Below are 21,195 nucleotides of genomic sequence, written 5' to 3' on the forward strand. Positions count from 1 at the left end.
AAAATTATTTGTGTTAAACGAATGCCAACAGAACCTTGAAATTCTAAATAAGAAACGCGAAATTATAAAGCTCTATTACCTAACCTTAAAAAGGTAATCTTTAAAAAACTCTCGATCATCCTCATAAAACTGGACGATTTCTAAACCTGCCTTCTGCGCAAGCCACTCCACGATGTCATCATCATATTTTTGAGAAATTTCGGTATGAATGGTTTCCCATTTCTTAAACTCAACTTGTAGGTTTAAATGCCTTACGTCAACCGTACAAGGTTCCGTGGCGAGTAGATAGCTCTTTGCCGTTCCTGTCTGTGGATCGTATGCTTCCCAATGTTCAAAAACATCTACTGGAAAATTAGCCTGCATTTCTTTATTGATTCGGTGCAAAAGATTTCTATTGAACTCTTGCGTGATCCCTTGGGAATCGGCATAAGCATTTTGAATAGTTAACGGATCTTTCTTTTGATCAAACCCCATAAACAAGACATCTTTATCGCTCATGATTTCTTCTAGCTTACTTAAAAAATCAATAGCTTCTGGATGTTGAAGATTTCCTATGTTAGATCCTAGTACAAAAATCGCTTTGGGTCTTTTATTGTACTGGGCAAGTTCTTCCAGCACCTTAAAATAAGTTCCTTGCTCACCTTGTACATCGAGGTTGGGAAACACTTGCAATAAATCCTGTGCCAACTGATCAATTGCATTTTGGCTTATATCGATGGGTTTATATGTAAAATCAGTTTGATGATCACACAATTCCTTGAGCAACACTTTTGTTTTTTTTCCATCACCAGCACCCAACTCAATCAAATCAAAACCACCATCAATGGTTAATAGTTTACGTAAATCTGTTTTATAGGTATCTATAATATTATACTCGGCTCCTGTGAGATAGTATTCTGGTAACTCCATGATTTGTTGAAATAGACGGTCGCCTTTATCATCATAGATATATTTAGAACTCAAGTATTTAGGAGATGAAGTCAGTCCTTTTTTGACATGGACTTCAAATTCCTTTTGAAAGGTCTCTTTTTTAGTCATAAAGATTGGGCTAGTCTTAAGCCTGTAAATTGCCATCTTAAATAAGGATGGAAAAAATTGCGGTAGGTAGGACGTGCATGGTTGGCCGCAGTGGCAATGGAACTACCTCTTAATACTTTTTGATTGACCATGAATTTACCGTTGTACTCGCCTAGAGCACCATCTGGTTTCTGGTAATTGGGATAAGGTAGGTAAGCACTTTCTGTCCATTCCCATCGTTCACCCCATTTGAATTTATCTTGAGCTATTTCCCATTCAAATTCAGTAGGTAGTCTCATACCTTTCCATTGTGCAAAGGCAAAAGCTTCATAGTAGGAAATATGAGTGACGGCTGCGTTCTTGTCTATTTCTAGGGATCCCGAAAGTAAATAGTTGCTCCATGTACCATTGTCGTTAAACCAGTACATAGGTGCGCTTATGTCGTTTTTTTGAACCCAATCCCAACCTTCTGTATGCCAAAGCAAAACCTTAGTATAGCCGCCATCTTCAATAAACTGCATCCATTCTCCATTCGTCACCAGCTTATTTGAAATAGCATATGGCTCTACAAAAACCCGATGACTAGGCAATTCATTATCATAACAAAAAGTGTCTTTGTCATGCCCTATATGATAAATCCCATCATTTATGGGAATCATTTGTGCCGGCTGGTGCTCTACAAAAACCTCATCCTTTTGCGCGCCATAAATAGGCTGCAATGGGTTGTTGCCTAAAATGTATTTGATATCTGTAAGCAACAATTCTTGATGTTGCTTCTCGTGATGTATCCCTATTTCTATCACCTCTAGAACCTCTGCCGCTGGCTCGCTGTACAACAACTGTATCATTGCATTGGTGACATGAGCTCGATAGCTATAGACATCAGAAACGCTGGGACGCGATAGATTACCGCGATCTGTTCGCACGACACGTTTTCCCATGCTTTCATAGTAACTATTGAATACATAGGCGTATCGCTCGTCAAATCTTCGGTAGCCTGATAGATATTTAGTAAGTAGGAATTCCTCAAAAAACCAAGTCGTGTGTCCCAAATGCCATTTAGGTGGTGATACATCTACAATGGGCTGTACCACATAATCCTCTGTAGCCAGCGGTTTACAGATGTTTTCAGAGTCGGCTCTGGTTTGATTGAAAAGTTCGAGAAGTGGTTGATCTTGGTTCACTACTCAAATTTAAGTGGTTTTGATTGTAAGCAGATTCCTGTTAGAGTTAACTTCTAGTTAAACAGACCGCTGTAACCCTCGATTTTTGAAATATCAATGATATTTTTTGTGATTTCGCTTTCGCGAAAGCGAAACTTCAACCAAAATATTTTGAATCAAATTAAACCGCCACAGCAGCCTTGATCGCAGGATAGGGATCGTAATTTTCCAAGGTAAAATCTTCGTATTTGAAATCAAATATGTCTTTGATCTCTGGATTGAGTTTCATGGTAGGCAAATCTCGTGGTGTTCTGGAGAGTTGCAGGTCAATCTGCTCGCGATGGTTGGAATAGATGTGCACGTCACCAAAAGTGTGTACAAAATCACCGTAATCCAGCCCGCAAACCTGAGCCACCATCATGGTAAGCAAGGCGTAGCTAGCAATGTTAAAGGGAACGCCTAGAAAGACATCTGCACTGCGCTGGTAGAGCTGGCAGCTCAATTTACCATCTGCCACATAAAACTGAAAGAAGGCATGACATGGCGGTAATGCCGCCTTGCCATTGGCAACGTTTTCTGCAAAACTCTTGCTGGTATCTGGCATCACGCTGGGATTCCATGCAGTAACCATCATGCGACGGCTGTTGGGGTTGTTCTTGATGGTATGGATCACGTCTTTTATCTGGTCAATACCTTCACTGTTCCAGTTGCGCCACTGGTGTCCATAAACAGGACCTAAATCTCCATTCTCGTCTGCCCATTCATTCCAGATACGTACGCCATGGTCCTGCAGATATTTGATATTTGTATCTCCCTTGAGCAACCATAGCAACTCGTAAATGATGCTTTTAAGGTGTACTTTTTTTGTAGTCACTAAAGGGAATCCTTCTTGAAGGTCAAATCGCAATTGCTGGCCAAAAACACTGCGCGTACCAGTGCCTGTGCGGTCACCCTTGTCGTTACCATTATCCAGTATATATTGTAAGAGGTCGTGATATTGCTTCATGAGAAATGCTTGTCTGTTTCAGCACTAAAGAAAGCGCTTCAACTAAAGTTGAAAAATAAGAAATAGAATGATGAACCAAATTGAATAAAGAATTTGATCCAGCTAATTTTTCAACGTGTTATTAGAATTAGTCTTCTTGTTCTTCAAGAAAAGATTTTGCCCAGGAAACGGCACTATCTATAGAATTGAAGACTCCAAACGAACCAGAATACACTTCTTGCTCCTTACCAACCGATCGAACAAGTTCTTCTCTCTGGCTAGAAACCATTGCGATAGCGACCATTTTCTTAGGGTTTACCATTTTGTAAACAGAAAGATCCACCTCATGGCCAAATTCCCTGTTCGAGATGTAAACCATTTTTTTACTTCCAAAATGATCTTTGATGGATGTCAAAATAGTCTTGGCAATAGAAGTGGTGACCATGGTATTAGGTAGGATAGTGCTAATGACATAGTTGTCATGAAACTCCATCTGGCCGAAATCAAATTTTTTTACTTCTACTTGAGACATATTTCTCCTTAACTAATTATTGGGTAAATGTATAACGGAATACTAAATAAAGGTTAAATAGAAACCTATTATTTGAGATAAACTTAAAAAGCAAAGAAATATCAGTCAAGTATTGACTATCCAAAAAGCATCCCTGCAATGGTTGCTGTAAGTAGCGCAGCGCAAGTACCGCCTATCAAAGCTTTTATTCCAAACTTGGCCAAAACGCCACGTTGCGATGGTGCCAGAACTCCTATTCCACCTATTTGAATACCTATCGAGGCAAAATTTGCAAACCCACAAAGAGCGTAGGTAGCAATCACTATAGATCGATAATTTACTAGAACGCCTGTATTTTTTAGGGTACTTAATGATGCATAGGCAAAGAATTCATTGAGAATTGTTTTCTCTCCTAACAGCTGCCCTACCGCAACAATGTCTTCAAACGGCACACCGATAAGCCAGGCTACAGGAGCAAATAGATTACCCATGATGTATTGCATGGAAAAAGACTGGTATCTACCATCAGTCCATTGAACAATCTTGTCATTCAAGCCCGTAGGATCACCTATTAAATCGCCTAGCATCCAATTCAAAACAGCCATGATCGCTGTAAATACAAGCAACATGGCACCAACGTTTACCGCTAGTTTCAATCCATCTGTCGTGCCTCGAGAGATCGCATCCAGAACATTGGATCCTATTTTTTCCTTAGAAATATCTAATTCTCTGTTGATGTCGTCTTTGTTCTCTTCTGGGAATAAGATTTTTGCAATGATGATAGCTGCTGGCGCACTCATGATGGACGCCGTCAACAAATGCTTCGTGAAAATAATTTTTTCAGCATCGCTATCGCCACCCAGAAAGGCGATGAATGCTGCAAGAACGCCACCAGCGATGGTTGCCATACCACCAACCATAAGACAAAGCATTTCTGACTTGGTCATTTTATCCAAGTAAGGTTTTACCACTAACGGCGCTTCTGTTTGACCTATAAAAATATTAGCAGCAGCAGCTAAGGATTCAGAACCACTTAATCGCATGGTTTTACTCATAACCCATGCAAAACCGTAAACGATTTTTTGAAGGATGCCTAAATAATAAAGTAGCGATGTAAATGCCGAAAAGAATACAATGGTAGGTAGGACCTTGAAAGCAAATATGTAGCCTAGGCTAGAATTGACATCGATCAAATCTCCAAATACAAAGTCTGCTCCAGCTTCTGAAACATTTAAAAAATCTACTACTTTATTGGAAATCCAGTCAAAAACGAATGCTACTGCTGGAACCTTCAATACCAATACTGCAAAAACCACTTGTAAGCCCAATCCAGTAGCGACCAGTTTCCAGTCGATTTTCTTTTTGTTCGCACTTAATAAAAAGCAAAGTCCGATGATAAAAACGATACCAATAAGGCCGCGGTACAAACTCGTGAACGTAAAACCAAACCCTTTGGATGGATCCACAGCAAAATCCTGCTCAACGGTATCATCTGCAGCAACCTCAAGTGGTTCCGTATTTCTGGAAAAGTCAAAAGATTCTGTATCGCTGGAATAGACCAGTAGATCATTGGTTAAGTTTTCAACCTTGTAACGTTTTGCATTATCGTTAGGCTCTACAAAATATAGAGTCAACTCGTTCTCGTCATAAAAATAATTACCAGCTGCCTGTTGCAGGGAATCTGATGCCAGATAATAGGTGAAATTATTTTTCCCGAATGCTACCGAATCTATCGCAGTACCCTTAAAGGTGGCAGGCTTATAATTTTGATCTGTAGTGTTGATCTTCCAGGTTCCCTCAATTGAAATCTGGTCTGTCTGCGCAGTGACGAGAGTAGAGCATAATAAAGAAACAAACAGAAAAAAGCCGGTCAGCGCAGGTTTTAAAATCTTCATATAGAATGATAGGTTATCTTTTTGAGATCTCATCTCTAATGCTGGCAGCCAACTCATAATTTTCATTACTCACTGCTTCCTGTAGCATTTTATTGAGTTCGTCCATCGACAAACTGCTGTAATCGTTTTGCTCACTTATAGGTGTATTGATCAATTCTTCTATAAGCTCATCACTATCTTCATCTTCATCCACTAAATCCTTGTCAGCTGAAATTTGCTGTTGGATTCCAGCCTCGTCCAGAATATTCTCATAGGTAAACACAGGCGCCTTGAAGCGCACTGCCAGGGCGATGGCATCACTTGTTCTCGCATCGATAATTTCTTCAATCTTGTCCTTTTCACAAATCAAACTGCTGTAGAACACACCATCGACCAATTTATGGATGATAACCTGCTTGACCACGATACCATAACGCTCTGCAAAACTTTTAAAAAGATCGTGGGTCAAAGGACGTGGTGGACTTATTTCCTTTTCTAGTGCTATAGCAATACTCTGCGCTTCAAAAGCACCAATGACTATAGGCAACTGTCGATTACCACCAGATTCTTTTAGGATCAACGCATACGCACCATTTTGTGTCTGGCTATAGGAGATTCCGCGTATGTTAAGTCGTTTTAGACTCATTATTTATAAATGGACTTAAATAGAAAAAGGCTGTGCAAAAATGAGCATTTTCTCATATTGCACAGCCTTAAATTTAATATTTCTTTAGGTATTAGGCATTAGCGGCCTTAAATGCCTTCAATTTCTCAATAAGTGCAGGTACTACTTCAAAAGCATCACCAACGACTCCATAATCTGCTGCCTTAAAGAACGGCGCTTCTGGATCTGTATTGATAACCACTTTTACTTTAGAAGAGTTGATTCCTGCTAGATGCTGGATCGCTCCAGAAATCCCTATCGCAATATATAAGTTGGAAGCTACAGGCTTACCAGTTTGTCCCACGTGTTCTCCATGTGGTCTCCATCCCATATCACTTACTGGTTTGGAACAAGCGGTGGCTGCTCCCAGAACATCTGCAAGTTCTTCAATCATTCCCCAGTTTTCTGGTCCTTTCATACCACGACCGGCACTCACTACGATCTCTGCATCTGCAATAGTTACCTTGTCGGTAGCCTTGTCAACAGACTGCACTTCTACTTTAAAGTCATCGCCGTTCAAGGATGGTGCAAAGTCTGCTACGGTGCAATCGGTTGGGTTTTCTTTTAGGCCATATGCGTTTTTGGACAATCCTACTAGTTTACGATCGGTAGAGATTTGTGTGTTACTAAAGGCTTTATTGGTAAAAACAGATCTCTTTACGGTAAATGGATCTGCACTTGAAGGCAAAGCCACTACGTTTGAAACGTATCCAGCGTCTAAATGAACACTCAATAGAGATCCCAAATACTTGGAATCTGCACTGGAACTGATCACGATCACTTTTGCATCTTCTGCCTTGGCAGCTTGAGAAATCGCGTCTGCATAAGCGCCTGCGTTGAATTTATCAAGCTTGGACTCTTTGACATTGTGCAATTTGCTCACACCATAAGTTCCCAGCTCGCCGGCGTCTGTTGCATTAAAGGAAATTGCCGCAACGTCTGTTCCCAGCATGTCTGCAATTCCTTTGGCATAACTTGCCACTTCATAAGCCGTTTTTTTAAAGGCTCCGTTTTCTGATTCTGTATATACTAAAACTGACATATCTTAAATTTTGATGTGGAATCTAACATTTGATGGTTCCACTGTGGTTTATAATTAATTCGCTTTCGTACCACATCAGGTGCGGCATAAACTTCTTTTTAGTTCGCTTTCGCGAAAGCGAAAAAAGAAAATCTCTAGATCGCTTTTGCCTCGTTGTGCAACAGATCAATCAGCTTATCAAGATTGTCTGCGTCCACTAACGTAACTTCTCCTTTAGGTGCTGGCTTTTCAAAAGAAACCGTACTAGTCTCTGTACTCGCACCAACGGACGCCTTGACATCCAATGGCTTTTTACGAGCCATCATGATACCACGCATATTAGGGATTCTAAGGTCGCTCTCCTCAACCAGACCTTTTTGACCACCTATCACGAGCGGCAAACTTGCTTTTACCGTTTCTTTACCTCCATCAATCTCACGGGTTGCAGTTGCGGTATCACCATCAATTTCCAAGGAAATACAAGTGTTTACAAAACTGGATCCAGTCATGGCAGCTACCATTCCTGGTACCATTCCTCCATTATAGTCAATAGACTCACGACCAGCAATTACAAGATCATAACCACCGTTTTTTACAACGTCTGCGAGTTCTTTTGCCACAGCATAACCGTCCACGGCTGGCGTGTCCACTCGTATCGCTTGATCTGCACCTATGGCTAGGGCTTTTCTCAAGGTAGGTTCCACTTCCGCACCACCTACAGTAACCACATCCACACTCGCGTTTTGCTTTTCCTTGAACCACATGGCTCTAGTTAGACCAAACTCGTCATTAGGATTGATCACAAACTGCACACCATTAGTATCAAACTGAGTGTTGTCATCTGTGAAATTGATTTTTGAGGTTGTATCTGGCACATGGCTGATGCAAACTAATATCTTCATTTTATGAGGTGTTTTATTATCAATAATTCAATGTCCACGAAATTAATTAAAAATCACACAATAAACTATGCGTGCATAATAAAATTTTGTTAGACTTTTTAAGCAGATAGTTCTTTAAGGCCTATTTTTGTTCGTAGTACAAGATCAATATTTTTATGAAGACAATACAATTCCGCGAGGCGATTTGCGAAGCGATGAGTGAAGAAATGAGACGTGATGAGTCCGTCTACCTTATGGGTGAGGAAGTTGCGGAATATAATGGTGCTTACAAAGCTTCAAAAGGAATGCTCGATGAATTTGGCGCTAAGCGCGTTATCGACACTCCTATTTCTGAGCTAGGATTTGCTGGTGTTGCAATTGGATCAACCATGACAGGTAACCGTCCTATTGTTGAATATATGACGTTTAACTTCTCGCTAGTTGGAATCGATCAAATCATCAACAACGCAGCAAAAATACGCCAGATGTCTGGTGGACAACTAAAGTGTCCTATCGTCTTTAGAGGACCTACAGGTAGTGCTGGACAGCTAGCTGCAACACACTCACAGGCTTTTGAAAGCTGGTTTGCAAATACACCTGGACTTAAGGTGATCGTACCTTCAAACCCATACGATGCTAAAGGATTGCTTAAAGCCGCTATACGCGACGACGATCCTGTAATCTTTATGGAGTCTGAGCAGATGTACGGTGATAAAGGTGAAGTTCCTGAAGATGAGTACATCCTACCTATAGGTGTGGCAGAAATCAAGCGTGAAGGAACCGACGTGACGATTGTATCCTTTGGTAAGATCATCAAAGAAGCCTACACCGCTGCTGAAGAATTGGAAAAAGAAGGCATCTCTTGCGAGATCATCGACTTGAGAACCGTACGTCCTTATGATAAGGAAGCCATCTTAAAATCTGTCAAGAAAACCAACAGACTTGTAATTCTTGAAGAAGCGTGGCCGTTTGGTAATGTTTCAACTGAAATTTCCCACATGGTACAGGCAGAAGCTTTTGACTATCTGGATGCTCCTATCTATAAAATCAACACAGCAGATACTCCAGCGCCTTATTCTCCAGTATTACTAGCAGAATGGTTGCCTAACAGTGACGATGTCGTAGAAGGTGTAAAAAAAGTAATGTACAGAAAATAAAAAACTTTCTTCCCATAATTTAAATCCCAGCTCCTGCGAGTTGGGATTTTTTGTGTTGTAAAATTGCTGGTAGATGAGTTCGCTTTCGCGAAGGCCTGCCAGTCAGGTAGCAAAGGAAAATTGAAAAAACGCAGATTTCTTCCTTAACTCATTCGCTTCCCGATTAACCTATTTCCATTTTTTGGAACAGATAATTTCAGTTTCAATACGATTAAAAACCAGTAGTTCCCATTTTACGTATGTTTTGAAAATTAATAAGGGTTTAATCCTTATTAATAATCGGGTCTGCTTGTAGGGAAGCCGGCTCGATTTTTTGTTTTCATAACACTTAGATTGATGGAGTCGTCATATCTTCGGCTCTTGTAATCCACGCAATGACAGATAACTATTATCTAATTAATTTGAAATCGTTTCTGGCGATTTTTACCGTTTTACTTACCTCATATACATTGATGGCACAGACTAAAGTTGGTGGTGTTGTCTATGACACAGATGGTGTAACGGTTCCCTTTGCAAATGTGGTCTTTCCTGGGACTTATGAAGGTACGATCACCAATGATGACGGTCGATTCTATCTGCAGTCAGACGAGTCCTATAACCAGATCGAGATTTCCTTTGTAGGCTACAAAACCAAAACTATAGATCTGGAGAGTAGTGTTAAACTAGATTTTAATATCACACTGGAAAGTGATGAAGCGCAACTTAATGCAGTCGTCGTTTACTCTGGCAAGACTTCAAAGAAAAACAATCCAGCACTGGACATCCTGCGAAAGATCTGGGAAAATAGGCGTAAGAATGGGTTAAGCCAATTCAAACAGTACCAGTATGAGAAATATGAAAAGCTGGAGTTTGACTTGAACACCATCGACAGCGCCATGATCAATTCCAATCTTTTTAAAGGAATGGAGTTTGTCTTTGATTATGCAGACACTAGTGCTGTAAGTGGTAAAACCTATCTACCCATTTTCATCAATGAATCCCTTTCTACAGTATATGGAGACAATTTACTGAATAAAGAAAAGGAGAATGTAAAGGCCAATAAGAACTCTGGATTTTCCAATAACCAGACTTTAATTGCGCTGGTAAAAGATCTTTATACAGATATTGATATCTATGATCGACACCTTAAATTTTTTGATAAAAGTTTTGTGAGTCCCATAGGTCGGGCTGGAATTGATACCTATAATTATGTACTGCGTGATACGGCAGATGTAGATGGTGTGCGTGCCTTTAATATCGTATATTATCCACGTCGCAAGGGCGAGCTTACCTTTAAAGGAGATTTCTGGGTAGCCGACTCCACTTTTGCCATAAAAGAGATTAATCTGCAGGCCACTAAAAGTGCCAACGTCAACTGGGTAAAAGATATTTATATCGAACAGGAATATGATGTTCTTGGCGACAGTTTGTTTTTGATCACACGCGATTATTTTCAAAGCGATTTTTCTTTTAGAAAAAAGGAAGAAGCCAAAGGTGTGTACGGAAAACGCACGACACTATTCGATAAATATCAATTTGATATCGCTAAAAAAGAAGATTTCTACCGTCGTCGCGTCAATGATTACGACCCAGAAACCTATAACCGCAGTGAAGCATACTGGGATGAAAACCGTTTGGAAAAACTGAACAAGGATGAAAAGCAAATCTACACCATGCTGGACACCTTGCGCCAAAACAAAAAGTTCAATCGACTTTACAACATTGGTACTATACTCGCTTCTGGTTACTATGAAGTGGACAATTTTGACATAGGTCCAGTCTTTTCAATTTTTGGATTTAATGATGTGGAGGGTTTACGATTACGCGGTGGTGGACGCACCTATTTTACGGCAAATGATCCATGGCGATTAGAAGGATATCTTGCCTATGGTTTTAGAGATGACCAGGTCAAGTATGGAATTTCTGGAAAATACCTACTGGATAAACGCAGTCGCCTTACCGTACAAGCAGGAAACCGTAGAGACATTGAACAGCTTGCCGCAAGCTTAACCAATACCAATGACGTACTAGGTCGTAGTCTCGCATCTAGTGCATTGATCAGTACAGGAAATAACGGCAGGTTGTCTTCTATCAACCTATCTACGGTAAGCTTGAGTTTTGAGCCATTGTATAACTTGGAGTTTCGTTTAGGTGGAAGCTATAGAACCATCAAAACCGCAAACCCAGATTTCTTTAGTCTCGATTATCTGGATGATAACGGTATGATCAATGGACAGGTCAATCAAAGTGATATTGGACTTTCCATGACTTACACACCAGGCCGCAAGACCTCCAACTATGGCGTGGATAGAACCATTATCAACTCGTTTCAGTACCCTATTCTATATGCCAATTACACTAGAGGTCTGGAAGGTGTTCTCAATAGTTACTTCAATTATGACAAAATGCAATTCTATTATGAACATCCTTTACAGATAGGTGGTTTTGGTAGATTGCGAGCGCGTGTCGAGGCTGGAAAAACTTTTGGAACCGTTCCATTAGCATTACTGAATGTAGTTCCAGGTAACCAGACGCTCTTCAATATCTCTGGAGCATTTAACACCATGAATTTTTACGAATTTGTAACTGATGAGTACGTGACCCTACACCTGGACCACAACTTCAATGGACGCATTTTCTCTCGTATTCCTGGGTTGCAGCAACTCGACCTGCGCGAGTTGGTAGGATTCAAAGCCGTTTATGGTACCATAAGCGATGATAATATCGCCATCAACCGCAGCAGTATCGATTATCGAGCACCAGAAGATATCTACTACGAGTATAGTTTTGGGATAGGTAACATCTTCCGCATCTTAAGGATTGACGCAAGTTTTAGAGGCAACTATCGCGAGCTTCCAGATGCACGCACCTTTGCCATTACAGGCAGCTTCGGGTTTAGTTTCTAGGTTCCTGTTTTGTACACATGTTTTTTTTGAGTTCGCTTTCGCGAAAGCGAACTGCATTAAAATCCACAGCTTTTTCTATTTAAACATGTTAGGTTCATCAAAATCTTGCTGGTTTATCTTGTGGTAGCCAAAACCTCTTCTTTTTACTCCTGAATTATCACAATCCTATTTTTTTATGGTTGGAAGCATCGTTTTCTTAGATATTGACAGTTCATATTATCGTTAACAGAATTTTATTACATTAGCGACAATTAAAAAACAATCAATTAACACATGGAAGAATTAGTTATTTATGCGCCACTCGCTCTGGCCGCATTAGGATTTGTATTTATGCTGACCAAGAAGTCCTGGGTCATGAAACAAGATGCCGGCGACGGCAAGATGAAAGAGATTTCTGATCATATTTATGAGGGCGCGCTGGCATTCTTAAAAGCAGAATATAAACTGCTATCCATATTTGTTGTCGTTGTAGCCATACTACTGGCGGTAGTATCCTTTGTAGTGCCTACCACACACTGGATGATTTTTGTGGCCTTTATTTTTGGAGCCTTGTTTTCTGCCTATGCAGGAAACATAGGGATGAAAATTGCTACCAAAACCAATGTTAGAACCACACAAGCAGCTAAAACCAGTTTGCCTAAGGCATTGAAAATCTCTTTTGGCGGTGGTACAGTGATGGGATTAGGTGTCGCAGTTCTTGCGGTTCTAGGATTAACGGCATTCTTTATCATCTTTTTTCACGTATTCATGAATGGTGAATGGGCTCCAGCAGAATTTGGCGGAGTCATGAAAACACCTGGCGAGTTAATGACTATCGTTCTTGAAACTCTTGCCGGTTTCTCACTAGGTGCAGAAAGTATTGCACTTTTTGCCAGAGTTGGCGGTGGTATCTACACTAAAGCAGCCGACGTAGGCGCTGACCTTGTAGGTAAGGTAGAAGCTGGAATCCCAGAAGATGATCCTCGCAACCCTGCCACCATTGCAGATAACGTAGGTGACAACGTAGGTGATGTGGCCGGTATGGGCGCAGACTTATTCGGTTCTTATGTGGCGACGGTTCTTGCGGCGATGGTGTTGGGTAATTATGTGATACGTGATATGGGCGGCGATATTGTCAATGAAGGTTTTGGCGGGATAGGACCTATTTTGTTACCTATGGCGATTGCAGGTTTTGGAATTGTTATTTCAGTGATCGGTACCATGCTGGTGAAGATTTCCAGTAACGATGCTAAGGAAGCTCAAGTGATGGGCGCTCTTAATGTAGGGAACTGGACGTCGATTATTCTGGTTGCTCTCTCTTGTTTTGGACTGTGTTACTACCTACTTCCAGAAACCATGACCATGAATTTTTATGGAGAAGGCGCAATGACGATTTCATGGCTTAATGTGTTTTACGCAACGCTCGTAGGTCTTGTCGTAGGAGCCGTAATCTCATCAGTAACCGAATATTACACAGGTCTAGGTAAAAAACCTATCCTTAAAATAGTACAACAATCCTCAACTGGTGCAGGAACTAATATTATCGCTGGTCTTGCCACGGGAATGATTTCTACTTTTCCATCAGTAATTTTATTTGCTGGTGCTATTTGGGCATCCTATGCTTTTGCAGGATTCTATGGTGTGGCTCTAGCGGCCAGCGCCATGATGGCAACCACAGCGATGCAACTGGCCATTGATGCTTTCGGCCCTATTTCTGACAATGCTGGTGGTATTGCAGAGATGAGCGAGCAGGAACCTATCGTGCGTGAGCGTACGGATATTTTGGATTCTGTTGGAAACACGACTGCGGCAACGGGTAAAGGATTTGCCATTGCTTCAGCAGCCTTAACATCCTTAGCGCTTTTTGCAGCTTATGTAACTTTTACGGGAATTGACGGGATCAACATTTTTAAAGCGCCTGTTCTTGCGATGTTGTTTGTAGGTGGTATGGTGCCTGTAGTTTTCAGTGCATTGGCGATGAATGCGGTAGGAAAAGCAGCCATGGAAATGGTAGAAGAAGTGAGAAGACAGTTCCGTGAGATTCCTGGTATTATGGAAGGAACTGGAAAACCACAGTATGATAAATGTGTGGATATTTCAACCAAGGCATCTTTGAAAGAAATGATGTTACCAGGTCTATTGACCATAGGGTTCCCATTGGTGATTGCTTTTGTGCCTATGATTTTTGGTATGAATCCGCTAGCGATTGCAGAAATGCTAGGTGGCTACATGGCTGGTGTTACCGTGAGTGGTGTGCTTTGGGCCATCTTCCAGAACAACGCCGGTGGCGCCTGGGACAATGCTAAAAAGTCTTTTGAAGCTGGTGTGATGATCAATGGCGAGATGACCTATAAAGGATCTGACGCGCACAAAGCGGCAGTGACTGGTGATACGGTAGGTGATCCATTTAAAGACACTTCAGGTCCATCCATGAATATCTTGATCAAGCTGACTTGTTTGATAGGACTGGTGATTGCTCCTATTTTAGGAAATCACAGCGATGAGGTAGAGACTGCGGTTGTTCCAACGGAGATCCAGCTAGAAACTCAAGACGAACTGGAAACTGCCCAAAACGAAGAATTGTTAGTCGCCTGCGATGCTGGAATGTATTACTTCAAGCCAGCAAATGCGGCAGAGCGCGCTCTTAATCCTTTGGCAGAACGTTAGACGAATTCATTTTATAAGATTTAAAGCCGTTCTGTTTTCAGAACGGCTTTTGTTTTTAAGAGAATCTACCACGAACTCATTTACATAGATTGTATATTTCAATTTCAAATCAGTTTATGGCATTATTCCAGCGCGATCCATGGATCATCGACGTTTTCCGTACGTATAGTGGTGAATTTCACCTGTACGTTCGTGGTCGGGCGCTTGAGGACCAGCCGTTGAAACTTTATGAGCAGCAGACCTTCTATCAAACCCTGCGCAACACCTGGCGCGCCTTTAAAACGGACGAAATAAGAAGGATTCCCGTCAGACTTACGTTGCCAAATGGAAACTTTTTTGAAACCACTACTGATAGTGAAGGGTATTTCCTTTTTGATATACAGACCAAAACCGACTTGCAAGACATCTCAGATGAGGAAGGCTATGTGCCTATCGTTATTTCCTTTGACGAGAAAAATTCCGCTTTCGCGAAAGCGAAATCCCAACAAAGAATATCTATCAATAAATTCACCGGTGAGACACTCGTGCCGCCCAGCACGACGGCTTATGGCGTGATAAGCGATATAGACGACACCATCATGAAGACTGGTGTGACCAGCTTCTTGAAATTGCGCGTGGCGTTCAATACCTTTTTTAAGAATTTTGACCAGCGATCGCCGTTTAAAGATGCCGCAAGTTTTTACCAACTGTTGCATCGCGGGCCATCTGGCAAGGATCAAAATCCCATGTTTTATTTGAGCAATAGCCCATGGAATTTATACCGTTATCTAGAAAAATTCGTGGATTTTCACGGATTCCCAAAAGGACCTATTCTCTTGCGTGATTTTCCAACACCATGGGATCGCACACCAAAAAAAGAGCGGCCACACAAGGAACACGAGCTGATTAATATTTTAAAACATTATCCAGACCAGCAGTTTATACTCATAGGCGATGCCGGTGAGCACGATACCACCTACTACACCAACGCCGCGACAGAATATCCTGAACGTGTTAAAGCGATCTACATAAGAGCGGTAAACCACTCCAAAAAAATGGCCGCGATCAAAGAAATGGCAGATGCATTTGAGGTTTGCCCAGTTTTATTGGTAAAAGAATCCAGCGAGGCGATTAAACATGCGCGTGGAATGGGATGGATTGTTTGAAGTGAAATATAAAACAGGTCAACCTTCTAAAAATGCGGGAGAACCCTATTTATGATAACTTATACTATCTAAACTTATAACCAAACGACAGCTGTATAATCGTATTTCTCAATTTGAAACCATTCGATCTTGGAGTTTCGTCTACTTCAATCAAAGTAGCAAATCCCTGCTGAAAATTTAACTCGGTAAAAAAGCCCTCAATATTATAGCCTACACCTAAATTAAAACCATAGTCGACTTTACTTTTTAAATCACCAAAATCTCGATTGAACCTTTCTTCATTCAATACATACCCAGCGTAAGGACCAGCTAGGATATAAGGCTGATTAAAGAATTTAAACTGTAAAGGAATATTCAAATAATCCAATTTATATTTAAAATCCACCGATGATGCAGAACCATCATTGGAGCCAGCTTCCTCAGCTTTAGACTTTGTAGTTCCTTGTTGAGAATAAACAATTCTAGGACTAAAGTTGATGTTTTTGGATATTTCCAGATCATAGCTTAATCCTATGTGTAGACCAACTCCGTTTGACGATCCCTGAAAAGGATAGTTTTCTGGCTCAGTCAAATTAATAAGATTTGCTCCTGCAAAAACCCCAAAATTTCTTTGAGCTCTAGCTATAGAAATACACAAAGCTAATATTATAAAACATATGAATTTTCTCATGTAATTCTGTTTGAATAATTTTTAAGAAAATGGCAAGAGAATATCCCTAAGCAAACAACCCAGTCATCTCTGCATCGATCCTGTTAATGATATCACCTAGATCCTCAGGATTATTGACAAAATCGATGTTATCCACATCAATGATCAATAGATTACCCTTGTCATAACCGTGAATCCATGCTTCATAGCGCTCGTTCAAGCGGCTTAAATAATCAATAGAGATAGAATTCTCATAATCGCGGCCACGTTTGTGAATCTGGTTCACAAGATTTGGGATAGAACTGCGCAAATAGATCAACAAGTCTGGAGCTGCTACTAATTTTTCCATGAGATTGAACAGCCTACTATAGTTGTCAAAGTCACGCTGGGACAACAATCCCATAGCATGAAGGTTGGGTGCAAAAATGCTGGCATCTTCATAAATCGTACGATCCTGGATGATCTTCTTTCCACTCTCACGTATTTCCAACACCTGGCTAAAACGGCTGTTCAAGAAATACACCTGCAGGTTAAAGGACCAGCGCTCCATATCCTGATAAAAATCTTCCAAATATGGGTTTTCAAGAACGTCCTCAAATTGCGGTGTCCATTTATAGTGTTTGGCAAGTAATTTTGTAAGTGTAGTCTTTCCTGCTCCTATGTTTCCTGCGACGGCGATGTGCATGTTTAGTTCTTCTTCTGGTTAGTCGTAAAAACGCTCAGGCGAGCGCGGCTGTAAAGATAGAGTTTTCCGTTCTTTAGGTAAAGTGATTTTGGCGGCTCTTGTGGTTCAATGTTCTGGTCGTTTTCCATAGGAGCGAACTCATAACCTGAGGTGAATTTAAAGCTCTTGAAGGCATCATCCTGTTGTATAATGAGTTGTTCAAAATCATAATCAGCGAGATGGATGTTGTCAAGTTTCAGTTCGCTGGTCTTACTAGCATAATTGTTATAGCTGGCGACTCCTGTATCACTTATTAAATGACAGTAGTTATAATCGGTCAACATTTGCGTGACTTGATTTTGTATGACTGGCGAACTCACCACTAGTTTGTCATTGATATAGTCGTACAATTCCAATCGCTGCTGGTCCAGGTTGTAAAGCCACAAACGACGCTCACCAGCGAGACCGGCAAATTCAAAGTACCGATAAGGTTGCAATTGATTGAGTTCCACACGCTGGGTTTCATTGAGCCGATTATCCAGCAATACGATGGTTTGAGTGTCCTTATAAAAAAGCAAAATCTTAAGCGGATTGATCAAATCCACACTGGTCAGGTCGCCCAACTGCACATCATAAAACTGTTGTTTCGGGACACTGGCACGGCCATCGATGGGTGATTTATAGAACACGTTGTCTTTGCCGTAGTACAGGTTTTCAAAATCATCGACACCATAGAACGCATCTGCCTGCAGGGAATATGCTGTAGTACTGGTAGATGGTGTGGATTGCGCTTTCGCGAAAGCGAAAAAAAATAAACTTCCCAACAATGTGAAAACCAACTTCATATAATAGGTATCTTTGCCGCCGGTAAAGCGATGCCTTAAAAATACGACTTCCAAAAGTCGCGAGAGTCACAGTGCCTGTAAATAAGTTGTGTAAAATTATTTGCTAGGGCTTGTCAATCAAATTTTTAATAGTACATTTGCAGCCCGATTTTAGTTAGTAAAATCGCGTAAGAAATTAAAACTATTTCACAGTGAATACTTTAAGTTACAAAACCGTATCAGCTAACAGCGCTACAGTAAACAAGGAATGGGTACTGATAGATGCTGCTGATCAACCATTGGGACGCATGGCTTCCATCGCCGCAAAGTTCTTGAGAGGTAAATATAAGACCAACTATACACCGCACGTTGACTGTGGTGATAACGTGATCATTATAAATGCTGCTGGAGTGCAATTAGGCGGCAACAAATGGAACGATAAGAGTTACATACGCCACACGGGTTACCCAGGTGGACAACGTAGCCTTACCGCAAAGGAGCTTTATGATAAGGATCCCGCGAGAGTAGTAGAAAATGCCGTAAAAGGTATGTTGCCTAAAAACAAGTTAGGCGCTGCTATCTATCGCAACCTTAAAGTATATGCTGGTGCCGAGCATGAGCAAGGTGCACAACAACCTAGAACAATCAATCTTAACGAGGTAAAGTAAACCTATGGAGACAGTACACAAAATAGGTAGAAGAAAAACTGCCGTAGCAAGAGTCTACCTTACAGAAGGTAAAGGCGCTGTAACGATCAACAACAAGCCATTAGATCAATATTTCACAACTGGAATGCTTCAATACAAAGTGAAGCAGCCGTTTATGTTGACTGACGATGTAGATGGTTATGATGTTCGTGTAAACGTTTTCGGCGGTGGAATCACTGGACAGGCAGAGGCTGTACGTCTAGCGATCTCAAGAGCCCTTGTAGAAATCGATGCAGACAAGAAAACATTATTGAAAGCTGAAGGTCTTATGACTCGTGACCCAAGAATGGTAGAGCGTAAGAAATTTGGTCAAAAGAAAGCGAGAAAGAAATTCCAATTCTCCAAGCGTTAATACAACACAATCTTTATCGTCCCGCAACTGCGGGACGATACTTTTGTTCTTTATTTATTATTTTAATTTGCTGTCAACTCGATTGCCGTCGAATGCTAGTTTAGCATCTAAATGGGTCAGGCGATTTCCTTATGGAATGACCACTAATCCATTGCTATCTGACAGAACGTAAACTATTTAAGAAATGGCAAATACTATTGAGGTCAAGGATCTACTTGACGCAGGTGTACACTTTGGACACCTAACCCGCAAATGGGATCCCAACATGGCACCATATATCTATATGGAACGTAACGGGATTCACATCATCAACCTTTACAAAACCAGTGCAAAACTGGATGAAGCTAACGCTGCATTGCGTAAGATCGCTGCATCTGGTCGCAAAATCCTTTTTGTAGCTACTAAGAAGCAAGCTAAAGACATCGTTGCAGAACATGCAAAAGATGCTGGCATGCCTTACATCACAGAAAGATGGCCTGGTGGAATGTTGACCAACTTTGTAACCATCCGTAAGGCAGTTAAGAAGATGGCTACTGTAGACCGTATGAAAAAAGATGGTCGCTATGAGACTCTTTCTAAGAAAGAGCGTCTTCAAGTAGACCGTATGCGTGCAAAATTAGAGAAGAACTTAGGTTCCATCTCTGACATGTCCCGCATGCCAGCAGCTCTTTTTATCGTTGATACCGTACGTGAGCACATCGCTGTTGCAGAAGCCTTGAATCTAGGTATTCCAATTTTTGCAATGGTAGATACCAATGCAAATCCACGTGATATCGATTATGTGATCCCATCTAATGATGATGCATCCAGATCTATTGAAATCATCATCAAATCTGTTACTGATGCTGTAAAAGCTGGATTGGAAGATCGTAAGAACGAGAAAGGTGATGACGATCAACCAAAAAAGAAAGAAGGTAAAGCAGACAAAAAGGACGCTCCTAAAAAAGCAGCCAAGAAAGCTGTAGCATCTGAAGAAGAATAAATAACTCTGTAAATACAGAATTAAAAAAACGTACAAAATGGCAAAAATAACCGCCGCTGAAGTAGGTAAACTAAGAAACACTACCGGTGCTGGTATGATGGACTGTAAAAAGGCCCTTGTAGAAGCAGATGGTGATTTTGATAAAGCAATTGACATCCTTAGAAAAAAAGGACAAAAAGTTGCTGCAAAGAGAGCAGACCGCGATTCATCTGAAGGTGTGGTTGTAGCAAAAATCAATGATGACAATACAAGAGGTATTTTACTTTCCTTGAATTGTGAGACTGACTTTGTTGCAAAAAATGACTCTTATGTAGAGCTTGCTGATAAAATTGCAGAAATCGCTTTGGACAAAAACTCTAAAGAAGAAGTTCTTGCAGCAGACTTTGATGGGATGACCGTTGAAGAAAAGTTGATCGAGCAAACTGGTGTCATAGGTGAAAAACTAGAAATAGGAGGCTTTGAAGTTTTTGAAGCACCTTATGTTGGAGCTTATGTTCATGGTGGCAAGATTGGTGCATTAACCGGTCTTTCGACAGAGAGCGAAAACAAGGAAGAAGTTGCAAAATCTGTAAGCATGCAAGTAGCTTCCATGGGAGCAACTACATTGTCTTATAAAGATTTTGATCCAGAATTCGTTAAGTCTGAAACTGAAGCTCGTATCGCTGCGATCGAAAAAGATAATATTGAAAGAGGTCGTCTAGGTAAGAACTTGATCAATGTACCATTGTTCATCTCTAGATCTCAATTGACTGACGCTGCTATCGCAGATGCCAAAGCTAATTTTGAGCAAGAATTGAAAGCAGAAGGGAAACCAGAAGCGATCTGGGACAAAATTATTCCAGGTAAAATTGAGCGATTCATTTCTGACAACGTTACTCTTGATAAGGAGTTGGCTCTTTTGGACCAGAACTTCATCATGGATGACAAGAAAACAGTTGCAGAATATGTTGATTCTAAAAATGCAGATGTAGTAGGCTTCAAGAGAGTTTCTCTAGCTTAAGTCATACCTTCATAAATATTAAAATCCCGTTCCTTTTGTTAGGAACGGGATTTTTTTGTTGGCGCTTT

At 40.9% G+C, this 21,195-nt stretch carries 19 protein-coding genes; 8 read left to right on the forward strand and 11 right to left on the reverse strand.

The genetic code is table 11. The features are described 5' to 3' along the window. Positions 1-75 precede the first annotated feature (75 nt). The 8 genes from AAU57_RS01015 to AAU57_RS01050 form a co-directional block, all read right to left on the reverse strand. Positions 76-1,038 (reverse strand): L-histidine N(alpha)-methyltransferase, encoded by a 963-nt coding sequence (locus AAU57_RS01015; RefSeq protein WP_055411149.1) that lies wholly within the window; start codon positions 1,036-1,038, stop codon positions 76-78. Next, complete coding sequence (gene egtB, locus AAU57_RS01020; RefSeq protein WP_055411150.1) at positions 1,035-2,201, reverse strand: ergothioneine biosynthesis protein EgtB; 1,167 nt, start codon at positions 2,199-2,201, stop codon at positions 1,035-1,037. Before egtB ends, AAU57_RS01015 begins: the two co-directional genes overlap by 4 nt. A gap of 160 nt (positions 2,202-2,361) precedes the next feature. Next, a complete protein-coding gene (locus AAU57_RS01025) occupies positions 2,362-3,186 on the reverse strand; it encodes a thymidylate synthase (RefSeq protein WP_055411151.1) in 825 nt (274 codons plus the stop codon). A 127-nt stretch (positions 3,187-3,313) separates the two neighbouring features. Next, positions 3,314-3,697 carry a hypothetical protein gene (locus AAU57_RS01030; protein WP_055411152.1) on the reverse strand — a complete coding sequence of 128 codons (384 nt, stop codon included), beginning with the start codon at positions 3,695-3,697 and terminating at the stop codon, positions 3,314-3,316. A gap of 116 nt (positions 3,698-3,813) precedes the next feature. Next, positions 3,814-5,571: a nucleoside transporter C-terminal domain-containing protein gene (locus AAU57_RS01035; protein WP_197275424.1), complete on the reverse strand. Its 1,758-nt coding sequence runs from the start codon at positions 5,569-5,571 to the stop codon at positions 3,814-3,816. A 13-nt stretch (positions 5,572-5,584) separates the two neighbouring features. Continuing rightward, a complete protein-coding gene (locus AAU57_RS01040; RefSeq protein ID WP_055411153.1) occupies positions 5,585-6,196 on the reverse strand; it encodes a bifunctional nuclease family protein in 612 nt (203 codons plus the stop codon). 91 nt (positions 6,197-6,287) lie between these two features. After that, positions 6,288-7,256 carry an electron transfer flavoprotein subunit alpha/FixB family protein gene (locus AAU57_RS01045; protein ID WP_055411154.1) on the reverse strand — a complete coding sequence of 323 codons (969 nt, stop codon included), beginning with the start codon at positions 7,254-7,256 and terminating at the stop codon, positions 6,288-6,290. A gap of 134 nt (positions 7,257-7,390) precedes the next feature. Then, the gene (locus tag AAU57_RS01050) at positions 7,391-8,137 is read right to left on the reverse strand and encodes an electron transfer flavoprotein subunit beta/FixA family protein (protein WP_055411155.1); all 747 of its coding nucleotides are present in this window, start codon (positions 8,135-8,137) and stop codon (positions 7,391-7,393) included. Positions 8,138-8,292: 155 nt separating this feature from the next. On the opposite strand from AAU57_RS01050, the gene AAU57_RS01055 reads away from it, so the two are divergent. From AAU57_RS01055 to AAU57_RS01070, 4 genes are all read left to right on the forward strand, one after another. After that, complete coding sequence (locus tag AAU57_RS01055) at positions 8,293-9,273, forward strand: pyruvate dehydrogenase complex E1 component subunit beta (protein WP_055411156.1); 981 nt, start codon at positions 8,293-8,295, stop codon at positions 9,271-9,273. Positions 9,274-9,647: 374 nt separating this feature from the next. After that, on the forward strand, positions 9,648-12,158 hold the full coding sequence (locus AAU57_RS01060) for a DUF5686 and carboxypeptidase-like regulatory domain-containing protein (protein ID WP_082438504.1): 2,511 nt from the start codon (positions 9,648-9,650) through the stop codon (positions 12,156-12,158). A gap of 273 nt (positions 12,159-12,431) precedes the next feature. Next, positions 12,432-14,804: a sodium-translocating pyrophosphatase gene (locus AAU57_RS01065; RefSeq protein WP_082438505.1), complete on the forward strand. Its 2,373-nt coding sequence runs from the start codon at positions 12,432-12,434 to the stop codon at positions 14,802-14,804. A gap of 116 nt (positions 14,805-14,920) precedes the next feature. Continuing rightward, positions 14,921-15,949: an App1 family protein gene (locus tag AAU57_RS01070; RefSeq protein ID WP_055411158.1), complete on the forward strand. Its 1,029-nt coding sequence runs from the start codon at positions 14,921-14,923 to the stop codon at positions 15,947-15,949. A gap of 64 nt (positions 15,950-16,013) precedes the next feature. On the opposite strand, the gene AAU57_RS01075 is transcribed toward AAU57_RS01070, so the two are convergent. Genes AAU57_RS01075 through AAU57_RS01085 form a run of 3 tightly spaced genes read right to left on the reverse strand, consistent with a single transcriptional unit; the run spans position 16,014 to position 18,107 of the window. Continuing rightward, a complete protein-coding gene (locus AAU57_RS01075; RefSeq protein ID WP_082438506.1) occupies positions 16,014-16,619 on the reverse strand; it encodes an outer membrane beta-barrel protein in 606 nt (201 codons plus the stop codon). Positions 16,620-16,665: 46 nt separating this feature from the next. Further along, positions 16,666-17,283 carry a deoxynucleoside kinase gene (locus AAU57_RS01080; RefSeq protein ID WP_055411160.1) on the reverse strand — a complete coding sequence of 206 codons (618 nt, stop codon included), beginning with the start codon at positions 17,281-17,283 and terminating at the stop codon, positions 16,666-16,668. Between the two features lie 2 nt (positions 17,284-17,285). After that, positions 17,286-18,107, reverse strand: coding sequence for a hypothetical protein (locus AAU57_RS01085; protein ID WP_055411161.1), 822 nt, complete (start codon positions 18,105-18,107; stop codon positions 17,286-17,288). 191 nt (positions 18,108-18,298) lie between these two features. Between AAU57_RS01085 and rplM the strand changes: the two genes are divergently transcribed. The 4 genes from rplM to tsf all read left to right on the forward strand — a co-directional run bounded on the left by rplM (position 18,299) and on the right by tsf (position 21,127). Beyond that, positions 18,299-18,754 carry a 50S ribosomal protein L13 gene (gene rplM, locus AAU57_RS01090; RefSeq protein ID WP_055411162.1) on the forward strand — a complete coding sequence of 152 codons (456 nt, stop codon included), beginning with the start codon at positions 18,299-18,301 and terminating at the stop codon, positions 18,752-18,754. Positions 18,755-18,758: 4 nt separating this feature from the next. Continuing rightward, positions 18,759-19,145, forward strand: a complete 387-nt coding sequence (gene rpsI / locus AAU57_RS01095; protein WP_055411163.1) for a 30S ribosomal protein S9 — start codon at positions 18,759-18,761, stop codon at positions 19,143-19,145. Between the two features lie 184 nt (positions 19,146-19,329). Next, positions 19,330-20,127 carry a 30S ribosomal protein S2 gene (gene rpsB, locus AAU57_RS01100; protein WP_055411164.1) on the forward strand — a complete coding sequence of 266 codons (798 nt, stop codon included), beginning with the start codon at positions 19,330-19,332 and terminating at the stop codon, positions 20,125-20,127. Positions 20,128-20,164: 37 nt separating this feature from the next. Then, on the forward strand, positions 20,165-21,127 hold the full coding sequence (gene tsf, locus AAU57_RS01105) for a translation elongation factor Ts (protein WP_055411165.1): 963 nt from the start codon (positions 20,165-20,167) through the stop codon (positions 21,125-21,127). The last annotated feature ends 68 nt before the right edge of the window (positions 21,128-21,195 follow it).

The sequence above is a fragment of the Nonlabens sp. YIK11 genome (assembly GCF_001413925.1).
GTDB lineage: Bacteria > Bacteroidota > Bacteroidia > Flavobacteriales > Flavobacteriaceae > Nonlabens.

Coding starts and splice junctions, on each gene's coding strand:
- AAU57_RS01075 (WP_082438506.1), bottom strand. CDS start 16,619: ATGAGAAAATTCATATGTTTTATAATATTAGCTTTGTGTATTTCTATA.
- AAU57_RS01040 (WP_055411153.1), bottom strand. CDS start 6,196: ATGAGTCTAAAACGACTTAACATACGCGGAATCTCCTATAGCCAGACA.
- rpsB (WP_055411164.1), top strand. CDS start 19,330: ATGGCAAATACTATTGAGGTCAAGGATCTACTTGACGCAGGTGTACAC.
- AAU57_RS01055 (WP_055411156.1), top strand. CDS start 8,293: ATGAAGACAATACAATTCCGCGAGGCGATTTGCGAAGCGATGAGTGAA.
- AAU57_RS01045 (WP_055411154.1), bottom strand. CDS start 7,256: ATGTCAGTTTTAGTATATACAGAATCAGAAAACGGAGCCTTTAAAAAA.
- AAU57_RS01065 (WP_082438505.1), top strand. CDS start 12,432: ATGGAAGAATTAGTTATTTATGCGCCACTCGCTCTGGCCGCATTAGGA.
- tsf (WP_055411165.1), top strand. CDS start 20,165: ATGGCAAAAATAACCGCCGCTGAAGTAGGTAAACTAAGAAACACTACC.
- AAU57_RS01030 (WP_055411152.1), bottom strand. CDS start 3,697: ATGTCTCAAGTAGAAGTAAAAAAATTTGATTTCGGCCAGATGGAGTTT.
- AAU57_RS01015 (WP_055411149.1), bottom strand. CDS start 1,038: ATGACTAAAAAAGAGACCTTTCAAAAGGAATTTGAAGTCCATGTCAAA.
- AAU57_RS01080 (WP_055411160.1), bottom strand. CDS start 17,283: ATGCACATCGCCGTCGCAGGAAACATAGGAGCAGGAAAGACTACACTT.
- AAU57_RS01085 (WP_055411161.1), bottom strand. CDS start 18,107: ATGAAGTTGGTTTTCACATTGTTGGGAAGTTTATTTTTTTTCGCTTTC.
- rpsI (WP_055411163.1), top strand. CDS start 18,759: ATGGAGACAGTACACAAAATAGGTAGAAGAAAAACTGCCGTAGCAAGA.
- AAU57_RS01035 (WP_197275424.1), bottom strand. CDS start 5,571: ATGAAGATTTTAAAACCTGCGCTGACCGGCTTTTTTCTGTTTGTTTCT.
- AAU57_RS01060 (WP_082438504.1), top strand. CDS start 9,648: ATGACAGATAACTATTATCTAATTAATTTGAAATCGTTTCTGGCGATT.
- AAU57_RS01070 (WP_055411158.1), top strand. CDS start 14,921: ATGGCATTATTCCAGCGCGATCCATGGATCATCGACGTTTTCCGTACG.
- AAU57_RS01050 (WP_055411155.1), bottom strand. CDS start 8,137: ATGAAGATATTAGTTTGCATCAGCCATGTGCCAGATACAACCTCAAAA.
- AAU57_RS01025 (WP_055411151.1), bottom strand. CDS start 3,186: ATGAAGCAATATCACGACCTCTTACAATATATACTGGATAATGGTAAC.